8 protein-coding genes are annotated in these 12,223 nt (G+C 61.8%); 7 read left to right on the top strand and 1 reads right to left on the bottom strand.

The window, feature by feature from the left end; genetic code table 11:
• Both ACQZ5K_RS04900 and ACQZ5K_RS04895 read left to right on the top strand, forming a co-directional pair.
• Positions 1-504: a DUF995 domain-containing protein gene (locus ACQZ5K_RS04900; protein WP_003523821.1), complete on the top strand. Its 504-nt coding sequence runs from the start codon at positions 1-3 to the stop codon at positions 502-504.
• Between the two features lie 13 nt (positions 505-517).
• Positions 518-1,480, top strand: coding sequence for a glycoside hydrolase family 26 protein (locus ACQZ5K_RS04895; RefSeq protein WP_135397305.1), 963 nt, complete (start codon positions 518-520; stop codon positions 1,478-1,480).
• 51 nt (positions 1,481-1,531) lie between these two features.
• Here ACQZ5K_RS04895 and ACQZ5K_RS04890 read toward each other — a convergent pair whose 3' ends face one another.
• Positions 1,532-2,716, bottom strand: a complete 1,185-nt coding sequence (locus tag ACQZ5K_RS04890) for an AGE family epimerase/isomerase (protein WP_448739746.1) — start codon at positions 2,714-2,716, stop codon at positions 1,532-1,534.
• Between the two features lie 433 nt (positions 2,717-3,149).
• On the opposite strand from ACQZ5K_RS04890, the gene bcsN reads away from it, so the two are divergent.
• The 5 genes from bcsN (at position 3,150) to ACQZ5K_RS04865 (ending at position 12,216) form a co-directional block, all read left to right on the top strand.
• Positions 3,150-4,052: a cellulose biosynthesis protein BcsN gene (gene bcsN, locus ACQZ5K_RS04885; protein WP_448739745.1), complete on the top strand. Its 903-nt coding sequence runs from the start codon at positions 3,150-3,152 to the stop codon at positions 4,050-4,052.
• A gap of 94 nt (positions 4,053-4,146) precedes the next feature.
• Positions 4,147-6,336: a UDP-forming cellulose synthase catalytic subunit gene (gene bcsA / locus ACQZ5K_RS04880; RefSeq protein WP_065655596.1), complete on the top strand. Its 2,190-nt coding sequence runs from the start codon at positions 4,147-4,149 to the stop codon at positions 6,334-6,336.
• The gene (locus ACQZ5K_RS04875) at positions 6,333-8,846 is read left to right on the top strand and encodes a cellulose biosynthesis cyclic di-GMP-binding regulatory protein BcsB (RefSeq protein ID WP_448739744.1); all 2,514 of its coding nucleotides are present in this window, start codon (positions 6,333-6,335) and stop codon (positions 8,844-8,846) included. The genes bcsA and ACQZ5K_RS04875 overlap by 4 nt, the downstream gene beginning before the upstream one ends.
• Positions 8,843-9,898 carry a glycosyl hydrolase family 8 gene (locus ACQZ5K_RS04870; protein WP_448739743.1) on the top strand — a complete coding sequence of 352 codons (1,056 nt, stop codon included), beginning with the start codon at positions 8,843-8,845 and terminating at the stop codon, positions 9,896-9,898. The genes ACQZ5K_RS04875 and ACQZ5K_RS04870 overlap by 4 nt, the downstream gene beginning before the upstream one ends.
• Positions 9,889-12,216 (top strand): cellulose synthase, encoded by a 2,328-nt coding sequence (locus ACQZ5K_RS04865; RefSeq protein ID WP_448739742.1) that lies wholly within the window; start codon positions 9,889-9,891, stop codon positions 12,214-12,216. Before ACQZ5K_RS04870 ends, ACQZ5K_RS04865 begins: the two co-directional genes overlap by 10 nt.
• Positions 12,217-12,223: the final 7 nt, after the last annotated feature.

The following is a 12,223-nucleotide window of genomic DNA, read 5'->3' as shown; positions in this document are numbered from 1 at the left end:
ATGAAAACAACAATAAGCAAATGCGGATTCTCCGCTTTCGTACTCTGTCTTGCGGTGGTCGTGCCAAGCGCGGTCCACGCTGCAGGCGGCACGAAGACGCCGAAACCGCTCAGAACCAGCGAAGTCGTGGACATGTACTTCGACAAGACCTGGAAATGGGAAACGGGCGGTGGACGCTTCATCGCCCAAGACCGCAAATTCATCGCCGCAACGGAAGAAAAGGGCAAGAAGTCCATCGGTGAAGGCCGCTGGACCGTCGATGCCAACGGCACCCTGTGCATGCGCGCCACCTGGAAAAGCGCAGCAGGAAACGGCAAGGCCGATACCTGCTTCGACCATGGCCGCATTGGCAAGGTGCTCTACCAGCGCAAGCAGGGCGGGCCATGGTATGTGTTCCGGCACAACCCGCCACGCCCTGGCGATGAGTTCCTCAAACTCGTCCGCAAGGACGATGTCACGCCGCAGATCGCCGCTTACGACAAGGCGATGACGGCAACAAGGTAGGGAGTAAGGTGTCATGCAGATAACAAGAAGAAAACTTCTGTTCGCAGGTGGTGCCGCCGCAGCCTTTACCGCCGGCATGTATCCGGTGCTCAAACTCGACGCACAGGGTGTCGCCCCCATGACGTCGACGGGCATGAAGACACTTGCCGACAAAAGACCGACATTGCATGCGGACGGCATCCGTTTCGGTGCCTACGATCCGCACGGCGATTTCACGGCCCAGGCCGGGGTGGCGTCGGAACATCTGTTCCTGCCCTGGGAAGACGTGGATCTCGACAGTCTTGCACTTGCGGATGCCTACGCTCTGGAGCGCAAGCGCAACGTGCTGATCACGGTCGAACCCTGGTCCTGGGACGTTAACTGGCGGCTCACCTCCGACGAGTTGCGCCGCAAGGTGATGAGAGGCGACTATGACCAGAACATGCAGGCGATCGCCGCGCGCATGTCGGCGATGAAAAGTCCGCTGATCCTGCGCTGGGGACAGGAAATGGAAGACACGTCCGGCCGCTTCTCGTGGTCGGGCTGGAACCCGCGTGATTACATCACGGCGTATAAACGCATGGTGGACATGACCCGCAAGGCTGTTCCCAGCGTCAAGGTGATGTGGTCACCGAAAGGTCTGGACGGTCTGCAGGCCTACTACCCAGGTGACAGCTACGCCGATCTGGTCGGCCTCTCGGTCTTCGGTCTCGAGGAGTACGACAAGATCGAATATGGCGGACCGAAGACCTTCACCGATCTGCTGCGCAAGGGCTATGGACTTGTCGAAACCTTCAACAAGCCGGTCTGGGTTGCCGAACTCGGTTATGAAGGCGGCGATTCCTATGTTCGTCCGTGGATGAATGACGTGACGCTGAAACAGGCGGATTTTCCGAAGCTGGAAGAGGTCGTCTATTTTAACGACAAGGATGTTCACCCCTGGCCGCACAATCTCGGCAGACCGGACTGGCGCGTCGTGCGCCCGGCCAAGGTCTGATCGACGCCCAAAACCGGCGAGCGGCGATGCCGCTCGTCCGGTGGTCCGATACTAGTTGGCCGTCACCAGCACAGCCTCTGCCTCATATATGGCGCAGACAATGTGATAAAACGTGCTTGCCGGCGCCGGCTCGTCGAGCATCGGCCTGTCGGCCGGCCATTTGTCGAACCACAGGCCCTTGACCGGCGTGTCGAGAAAAGGCTGCAGCGCGCCGATGGCGCTGAGACCGGAGGCGAGGTAACGCTGACGCTCCTCACCGCCCGTGACGCTCGCAAGCCGCACCGAAGCCTTCAGCCATTCCGTCTGCGGCCATAACCGCGCCAGCCCGTCATGCACCGAAAAATCGTCATAGAGGCTCATCACCGCCACCTTGCGGCGCGGGCAGATGCCGTGCTCTTCACCGATCTCGAACAGCCGTTTTGCCTTGCCGATCGCCTCGCCATTGCCGCGCAGGCTGCCCCAGCGCACCAGAAGCCAGGCCCATTCGAACTGGTGGCCGGGTTCCATGATCCGGCCTTTGTCGCTGTCATGCGGTGTCCAGTCATGGGCGAAGAATTCGCGCAAGCCGCCATTGCCGCCATCGATGAAGCGGTCAAGCGCAAGATCGGCGATCTCGTCGGCCAGCGCCGACCATGGGCCGTCCGGGTCCTGCGCCTCCCAGGCCAGCATCGCCTCGAAGAGATGCATGTGCGGATTGGAGCAGAGCGGCGTGCGCGGCGGGTTCGCTTCCTCGAAGCCGGCGACCGGATGTCTGTAGTCACGTTCGAGGATGGCAAGGATATCGAGCGCCCGGCCGCGCATCTCGTCACGGCGCTCGGGAAGGCTTGCAGCCGCCTGTGCGGTGGCAAACAGCGCAAAGGCCTGATTGTAGAGATCGAAGGAGGGATCAATCAGCCGGCCGGTCTGGTCGGCAAGGTTGCCGTAAAGGCCGTTTTCAAGGCGGTAGACCTTCTCGAACCAGGAAAGCCCGTGCAGGAGCGCGTCTTTCCACGGCCCCTGCCAGCCATGCTGGCCGGCGGCGGCGAAACAATAGGCCTGACGCGGCTGCACACGGGCGCGGCGGTCATCGGAAAAAACCGGTTTCGCATCCTGACCGAGACGTTCGTAAAAGCCGCCATCCGGGCGAGCCGAACCCGCCTCCCACCACAGGGGCAGGGCGTCCTCATCCAGCCATTTGCGTAATCTTCCGATCTCTTCGGCAAGCGTCTGCGCGATGCTCGGAAATTGCAATGTCATGCGTCAACTCTCTGTTTTTACAGTTGAATAAAAAGCGGACCAATAAAAATACGTCATTATGGAGGCAAGTAGACCATGGGACATATTGCGCTGCAACCGTAAAATTATCGACCCGGCAGGAAGCCAACCCCCGGCAGCGCGATTGGTTCCGCCTTCTTCCGCGGCGAACATGGGGCGACAACGACGATTCGTCAGCCATAAAGTGTCGGAAATTACAACGCAAATTTGAGATTGCTTATTCGTAGTCCTCACGTATTTCGTAACGATGGTCTGGTCATTAGTGATTCGGTTTCCTTTTAACTTGGGCGGCGTTGGGGAAATAAAGGGGCGTAAGGCAGTGAATTTTTCTGCCTATACTTCATTGCTGTTCTCCATTGCGGTTCTGTCGGGCTGCAATACTCCCGCGGGCGTTCGGTCCTTCGGGGGACCCCAGATGCTGTCTCCTTCCGAGGCGCTGGTTTTCCCGCCGCCCGGCGGTCCCGAAATCGTGACCGTGGTCAACCGCACCTATTCCAACGCCGTGGCGCAGCAGGTCATCTTGCGCTCCGAGGCTGCTACGCCCGGGCAGAACTACATCAAGGCGGAGTTTTTCGGTCCGCAACAGGCCGGCGATACGGGGGGGGACGCCCTGGCTTTTTCCGGTTTCAGGGCATCTTCCGTCGCGCGGGAAATCCGCGCCGAGTTTCCGGGCGAAAACATCGCCATGTCGGCAAATTACCTGCAGAACGGTTATGGCGCGTTCTCCTATGCCGCCGGCAGCGGCCGGGGCGACGATACCTGCCTTTATGGCTGGCAGGACATACGCTCGCCGGAAAGCATGCGGCAGGATTTCCGCAATCTCGGGCGCATCAAGGTGCGGCTGCGCCTTTGCCAGTCGGGCGCAAGCGTCGAGCGGCTGCTGGCGGTCATGTATAATTACACGATTACCGGTACCTATGCCTCGCCCAGCTGGAACCCTTACGGCACGCCACAGGCGGTGGATAAAAATCTCGGGCGTCCGGGCCATCCGGTCTATCCCATAAAGACGGATGAGGTGCCGATGCGGCCCGGCGGCGAGGTGACCGCCAGCGTGCCGCCCAGGCCCGTTCGCCGCACGGCTGCCGTTGCGCTGCCCGCCCAGCCGGAACCGCAGCCGCTTCCACCCGTTGCTGCAGTCAGTATCCCGTCGCCCGCATCGGCTGGCGCACCCCTCCAGCCTGCAAGGCCCACGGTGGCGGGCAGGCGCCTGGACGGTGTGCCGGCGGATAGCGGCCGGCAACCGTCGCAGGTCACGCAGGTATCCATTCCGTCGCCCGCATGTCTGTCCGGTTCGGGGGTGGCGTCAGGATGCAGGTGATCGCCGGAACCAGCGGGAAAGAGCACGCCAAGGCGCAGATCGCAAAAATTCCGGGCCGAAATTCCGGGTGGGGAAGACAACGGAAAGTTTCTGGATGAGCAAGGCCATCACAATCATTGTCTGGTTACTTGTGTCGCTTTGCGTTCTGGCCATCGTCACGATGCCGGTCAGCCTGCAGACGCATCTGGTCGCCACGGCGATTTCGCTCATCCTGCTGGCGACGATCAAGAGCTTCAATGGGCAGGGGGCCTGGCGTCTGGTGGCGCTCGGTTTCGGCACGGCCATCGTGCTGCGCTATGTCTACTGGCGCACCACCAGCACGTTGCCGCCTGTCAACCAGCTCGAGAACTTCATTCCCGGCTTTCTGCTCTATCTGGCGGAAATGTACAGCGTCGTGATGCTGGCGCTCAGCCTCGTCATCGTGTCGATGCCGCTGCCGTCGCGCAAGACGAGGCCCGGTTCACCCGATTACCGGCCGACGGTCGATGTCTTCGTGCCGAGCTATAACGAGGATGCGGAGCTTCTCGCCAATACGCTCGCAGCGGCCAAGAACATGGATTATCCGGCCGACCGGTTCACCGTCTGGCTGCTGGACGATGGCGGCTCGGTGCAGAAGCGCAACGCCAGCAATATCGTCGAGGCGCAGGCGGCGCAGCGCCGCCACGAGGAGTTGAAGAAGCTCTGCGAGGACCTCGACGTCCGTTATCTGACGCGCGAGCGCAATGTCCACGCCAAGGCTGGAAATCTCAATAACGGTCTTGCCCATTCGACCGGCGAGCTCGTGACCGTGTTCGACGCCGACCACGCGCCTGCCCGCGACTTCCTTCTGGAAACGGTTGGTTATTTCGAAGAGGATCCGCGGCTCTTTCTGGTGCAGACACCGCATTTCTTCGTCAATCCCGATCCCATCGAGCGCAATCTGCGGACCTTCGAGACGATGCCGAGCGAAAACGAGATGTTTTACGGCATCATCCAGCGCGGCCTCGACAAGTGGAACGGTGCATTCTTCTGCGGTTCGGCCGCCGTGCTGCGGCGTGAGGCATTGCAGGATACCGAAGGTTTCAGTGGCGTCAGCATCACGGAAGATTGCGAAACGGCGCTGGCGCTGCATTCGCGCGGCTGGAACAGTATCTATGTCGACAAGCCGCTGATCGCCGGGTTGCAGCCGGCCACCTTCGCAAGCTTCATCGGCCAGCGCAGCCGCTGGGCGCAGGGCATGATGCAGATCCTAATCTTCCGCCAGCCCCTTTTTCGGCGCGGTCTCTCGTTTACGCAGCGTCTCTGCTACATGTCGTCGACGCTGTTCTGGCTGTTTCCGTTTCCGCGCACCATCTTCCTGTTCGCACCACTGTTCTACCTGTTCTTCGACCTGCAGATTTTCGTCGCCTCGGGCGGCGAGTTTTTGGCCTATACGGCGGCCTATATGCTCGTGAACCTGATGATGCAGAACTATCTCTATGGCAGCTTCCGCTGGCCGTGGATTTCGGAACTTTACGAATATGTGCAGACGGTTCACCTCCTGCCCGCCGTCGTTTCGGTGATTTTCAATCCCGGCAAGCCCACCTTCAAGGTGACGGCGAAGGATGAATCCATTGCCGAGGCACGGCTTTCGGAAATCAGCCGGCCGTTCTTCGTCATTTTCGCGCTGCTGCTGGTGGCGATGGCCTTTGCCGCCTGGCGCATCTACAGCGAGCCTTACAAGGCGGATGTCACGCTTGTGGTCGGCGGCTGGAACCTGCTCAATCTCATCTTTGCGGGCTGTGCGCTCGGTGTCGTTTCCGAGCGCGGCGACAAGTCGGCGTCGCGGCGCATCACGGTCAAACGGCGTTGCGAAGTCAAGCTCGAGGGTAGCGACGCCTGGGTGCCCGCTTCCATCGATAACGTCTCGGTGCATGGCCTGCTGATCAATCTCTTCGACAGCGCGACAACCATCGAAAAAGGCGCGACGGCCATCGTGAAGGTCAAGCCGCATAGCGAGGGCGTGCCGGAAACCATGCCTGTCAACGTGGTGCGAACGGTGAAGGGCGAGGGTTTCGTCTCGATCGGCTGTACCTTCTCGCCGCAACGCGCCGTCGATCACCGCCTGATTGCCGACCTGATTTTCGCCAATTCGGAACAGTGGAGCGAATTCCAGCGGGTGCGCCGCAAGAACCCCGGCCTTATCCGTGGTACGGCCATCTTCCTGGCCATATCGCTCTTCCAGACGCAGCGCGGCCTTTATTATCTGGTCCGAACGCTTCGGCCTGCTCCCAGAGACGCCAAACCTGTCGGAGCGGTAAAATGACCGGCCGTAAACCCATCCGGGATTCTCTGGCAATGTTGGTATGGGGGGCCGTCGCCACGGGCGCTATGGCGCAGTCCTCCCCCTTCGACATGTCGCCGGAACGGCCCGCCCAGATGGCTCCGACACCCGTGCCGCCGTCCGCCGTTGCGCCTGCCGCGCCCCGTCAACAGCCACCTGCCCAGATGCCGGCGCAAAGTCCGGTCCAGACGCCGTCTCAGCCATCCGCTCCGCCGCCATTTGCGGTTCAGCCCGCGCCGCAGTCGCAACAGCGCCCAGCCGTTCCGTTGCCGCCGCCGGTTGCGGTCCCTCCGCGTCAGGAAGGCGCAAGACCCGTTCCCGCAACGGCCCCGTCGCTCAATGCCGACAGCCGCCGCCGATACATCCTGCCCTATGAAAAGCTCAGCCTTTCCGGGGAGATGGACCGGCGGCAATGGAGCATCTATCTGACGCCGGAGCAGGTGAATGCCGCCGTTTCGCTCAATATCGGTTATCAGAACGCCATCGTGGTCGCACCGGAAAGCTCGAATTTTCAGGTCAGCCTGAACAATGTCGTGCTGGATCCGGCGCGTATCGAAGCACCCGACAGCGAAGGCAATGTCTCCTTGAAGATACCGCCAGGCGTCTTGCAGGTCGGCTCAAATGTCGTGAGACTGGGTGTGCAGCAGCGCCACAGAACCGATTGCACGATCCAATCCACCTACGATCTGTGGACCGATATAGACCCAGCCAATACCTATATCGGCTTTAATGCGGATGTCGCCGGAAGCTTTGCCAATATCGACGATATTCAGGCAACCGGTCCGGATGGCAAGGCCATGACGTCTATCGAGATTGTCGCACCGGCGCTCGGCAATCCCGCATTTGCGGATTCTCTTCTGCGTCTTTCACAGGCGCTGGCGCTCAGAACCCAGATGCCGAACCAGACGATCCGTTTCGTGGCCGCTCCTTCCGCTGAACCCAAGGCGGGCACGCTGACGGTCTTCGTCGGAACGGCCCGCGAGATTGCCGGAATTGCCGGAACGCTGCCACCCGAGGCTTCGGCGGGCGCTTTCGCCGGCTTTGGCGTCGCCGCGCCGGGCGGTCTTTCGCCGCTTTTCGTCAGCGGCCCCACCCCGCAGGCGGTGCAGGCGGCAATTGAGACGCTGTTTTCGTCAATATCGCGCACACCCGGTGCCCAGAGAACGACTTTTTCGACCCGCAGCTGGCACGCGCCGGATGTGCCGCTCGTCATGTCGGATCGCCGTATCGCGCTTTCCGAACTTGGTTTCGAAAGCACCGAATTTGGCGGCCGGCGTTTCCGCAACGAATTTTACGTCGGCATGCCAGCCGATTTTTATGCGTCCGCCTATGGTGAGGCGTCGCTTCTTCTCGATGCCGCCTATTCGTCGCAGGTATTGCCGGGCAGCCATGTCGATATCTACGTCAATGACCAGATCGCCTCGACCGTACCGATTTCCAACAATGGCGGCGGCATTTTCCGGCATCTGCCGATCAATGTGACGATGCGTCATTTCAAGCCCGGGCCGAACAAGGTGACCATCGAGGCAGTGTTGATGACGGCGCAGGATAAGGCCTGCGCGCCGGGCGCGCCCGCCAGCACGACGCCGCGTTTTGCATTGTTCGACACATCGGAACTTCATATTCCGGACTATGCGCAGATCGGCCGCAAGCCGGATCTTGCCGCGATGGCCGGGGCCGGACAACCCTATCGCACCGGCGGAGCGCCTGTTGCCCTGTCGCTCGACCGTTTCGACACCGATACCATGTCTGCGGCAGCCACGCTGATCAGCCGGCTGGCAAGCGTGGCGGGGCATCCCATCGACATCGAGACTGTCGCCTCGCCGCTGGTGATCGGCGATCGCGACGCGCTGTTCGTCGGCACGATTTCGCAATTCCCGCAGGCATTGATCGGCCAGTTCAATCTCGTTCCTTCCAGCCAGATATCCTGGAAAATGGGAACCGGCGTTCAGCCGCCCGCGCAGAGCAGCGAGACCCTTTTCAACGACTGGCGCGAGCGGGTGGACGGCGGTGTCTGGGAGGGGCAGGTGTCTTCTCTCGAGGAATGGATGAAGCGGAATTTCGACCTGAGCTCGGATACGCTGCGCTTCCTGCCGGCAGCCGAACAGCTCTATGCGCCGCCCGGCAATGTTTCCTTCATGCTGGCCCAGGGACTGAGCCCCTCCGGCGAAGGGGTGTGGACGCTTGCCACTGCGCCAACGTCCGCGGAACTTCTTGACGGGATGGCGGCGATGACGCGGGAAAACCGCTGGCGCGGTGTCACTGGACGTGTTGCCGCTTACGATGCCGCTGCCGAAAAACTTGAAACGGTGGAGGTGGAACGGCCGTATTTTTACGTCACGCGGGCGTTTTCCTTTTCCAACTGGAGGCTGGTCGCGGCCAACTGGCTGTCTTCCAACGTTCTTTCCTATTCGTTGGCGTTCATCGGCTTCGTATCTCTCCTCGGCCTCGCCACTTTCACGATGCTGCGCATGATGGGACGGCATCGATGAAGAACGGAATCTCGAAACTGGCCGGCATTCTCTTCCTGACCATGATGACGGTGATTGCAGGTATTTCCGTCAGCCGCGCCGCTTCGGTTTCGCCGGAGGCGTGGTCTGCCTATAAAGGCGCGTTTCTCGATCCCGGCGGCCGGGTCATCGATACCGGCAACGGCAATATCAGCCATAGCGAAGGCCAGGGCTACGGCATGTGGCTTGCCGTGCTTGCCGACAACCTGTCCGACTTCGAGCTGATCTGGAGTTTCACGCGCACCGAGCTGTTGGTGCGCGACGACGGGCTTTCCGCCTGGAAATGGGATCCGCGCACCAGACCGCATGTAACCGATATCAACAACGCCACGGATGGCGATATCCTGATCGCCTATGCGCTGGCGCTGGCGGCAGGGCAATGGAACCGGCAGGATTATGCCGAAGCATCCGCGGCCATCGCATCCGCCATTCTCAAGAAGACGGTGGTGCAACGCGGCGGGCGAACGCTTCTTCTGCCGGCGGCCAGCGGTTTCGACGAGGATGACCGGGAGGATGGGCCGGTGGTCAATCCTTCCTATCTGATTTTCGAGGCGTTTCCGGTGCTCAATCTTGTTGCGCCGTCGCCGCTTTGGAAAGCGCTTGCCGATGACGGTGTGGCGCAGATCGGCATATTCGCTTTCAGCGATCGAAAACTGCCGGCCGACTGGGTGTCGGTGAAGACGAAGCCGCAGCCGGCATCGGGCTTCCCGCCGGAATTCGGCTATAATGCGGTGCGCATACCGCTTTATCTCGCAAGGGCGAATACGGGGTCGCCGGAGTTGCTCGCCCGGCTGAAAGGCGGCATGACGCTGGAAAGCGGCGCCGCCGGAACCTTCGATCTGAAAAGCGGAGCGGTCAAGGATGTCCTGTCCGATCCCGGCTATCGCATCATTCCGGCGCTTGCGGCCTGTGTCGGCGGCGGGCCGGCCGTTTCCGCCGAACTCAAAAACTTCCAGCCAACACTTTATTATCCTTCCACATTGCATCTTCTGGCATTGTCGTTTCTGGCAAGGAATAACGGGGAATGCCGATGAACAAGCCACTGTCCACCTCGGCTCTCATTCTGCTTCTGATAGCGCTCGCCGCCTTCCACTGGCGCGACAGCATTCTCGGACGGGTGTCGGACGTGCATACCTCGGCGGTCGGCGACAACCGGGCGACACAGCGTGTTTTGCCGACGGCGGCCAATCCGGCGCAGATCAACGCTTTCGTCAAGAACCGTGAAATGGCGCAGGTAACACAGCCCGCGACACCGCCGGTCACGGTGCCGGCGACCGATCCCTTGCCGGTGACACAGGCTGGCAGTCAGGCGCCGCAGACGGCGCAGGCGCCCGCCCCTCGCGCCAACCAGCCTGCATCGGCCGATATGCCCGAGGTCGATCTGAGTGCGTTGCGCTATTTCGCGGCGAGGGGCGATACGCAGCGTCTTCAGGCCGAAATCGCGCGTCTGCGCACGCTTTATCCCAACTGGACGCCGCCTGCCGATCCTCTTGCCATTCCCGAAAACGGCGATCCACGGCTCGACGCCATGTGGCAGCTTTATACCGACGGCCGTTATGCCGAAGTGAGGAAGGCGATTGCCGACCGCCAGCAGGCGGAGCCCGGCTGGCAGCCGCCCGACAATCTGACGGGTATGCTTTCCCTTGCCGAAGCGCGCCAGCGGCTCGTCAATGCTTCCGATCTCAAGCAATATGCGACAGTGGTGGATACGGCCGCCAACAATCCCGGCCTGCTGACCTGCGGCGAGGTCGATGTGCTGTGGCGGGTTGCCGATGCTTTCGCCAATACCGACCGGATGGGACGGGCGCGCGACGCCTATCTCTACATCCTCAACAATTGCACGGTCGCCAGCGACAGGCTTGCCACCGTGCAGAAGGCATCCGCGCTTTTGCCGGCGGAAATGATGGATGAGCTGCTGGCCAGGGAAAAACCCGGCGCGGACGGTCAGCTGGAATTCGAGCCGGTCAAGAACGATCTCGCTCGTCAGTTCGTGGCCAAGGCAGGGGAGAAGGAGGGCGTTGCCGTTCCTTCGGCCTATGTCATGCGGCTTCAGCGGCTCGCCGAGGCCGACAAGCTTGCAAGCGACGCCCTGCTGCTCGGCTGGTACAATATTCGGCAGAAGAACATGACGGAAGCGGAGAAGTGGTTCCGCAAGGCGTGGGAAGAGGAAGACAGCGCATCTGCCTCGCAGGGGCTGGCGCTGGCGCTGATCGACCGTAACGAGCCGCGTGAGGCCGAGGACGTCATGTATAAATGGCGCAAGGCATCCGACGATGCGCTTGCGACCTATCTCGCCGCAACGGCCAATCTTCTCGCGCTGGAGCCGCCGGTCGTCCTGCCGCCGGAGGTGTTGCAGCGTATCGCCGCCGAAACGGTGGCGCGCAAGGATGCGGCGACGGCGCAGCAATTCGGCTGGTACTCGCTTGCCTTCCGGCAGACGCCGCTTGCTTTGCAATGGTTCAGCACGGCCCTTGGCTGGAAACCCGATGATGAGCCATCGGCCTATGGCATTGCGGTCAGCTATCACGACCTTCGCAATCTCGCCGGCCTGCGTGGCATCCAGCAGCAATGGGGAGGCCGTTCGCAACGTATCGCCGATGTGGGAACGGCGCGCATGGTGGACCAGTCCGGGCAGGCGGTGGCTCCCATAACCGCACCGCCGGTTGTCGCACAGGTGACGTCGCCGCCCGTGCAGACCAATGCACCGCAGGGTGAGACGGAGGTGGTCTATAACCCGCCTGTCGTCCAGCAGCCTGAGCCTTCGCGCAAGCAGGCGCGCCGCCCCGCGCAGGTGCAAAGGGAAGCCGGCGCCGCATCGCGCCCGCGTTCCTGCGCGGCCTATCCCGATCCGCAACGTCTGCCGCCACAGCAGGCGCTCGATCTCGGCTGGTGCCTGATGGAGACGAACCGGCCGGCGGAGGCTCTCAAAGCTTTCGAATCCGCGATTGAAAGCGGTCAGTCCAATGTCAAAAGCGACGCAGCCTACGGCCAGAGCCTTGCCTATCTGCGCATGGGCTTGACGGACCACGCAGCCGTCTCGGCGACGAAATCGCGTATGGATCGCCCACGCGCGACGGAGCTGCAGGTGTCGATCCTTGCCGATCGAGCGGTTTCCGCATTCGGGGCGAAGCGATATGCCGAAACGCTTCTCCTGCTCGACCAGCGGGCGCGGCTGGCGGATGAGCGCACGGACCTGATGGTGCTGCGCGGTTATTCCTACCTCGCCATGCGCCGTTATGGTGAGGCGGCCCAGATTTTCGAAAGCCTGACGGCTATCGGAAACAAGGATGGCATCCGGGGGCTGGCTGCGGTGCGCGCCGCCCGGCCGAGCAACGGTCCGCAGGGCGGCTGACGGGCGG

This window comes from Agrobacterium sp. 22-226-1 (genome assembly GCF_053522345.1).
The sequence above is the reverse complement of the archived record's forward strand: the minus strand, read 5'-3'. Positions and strand labels throughout refer to the sequence as shown.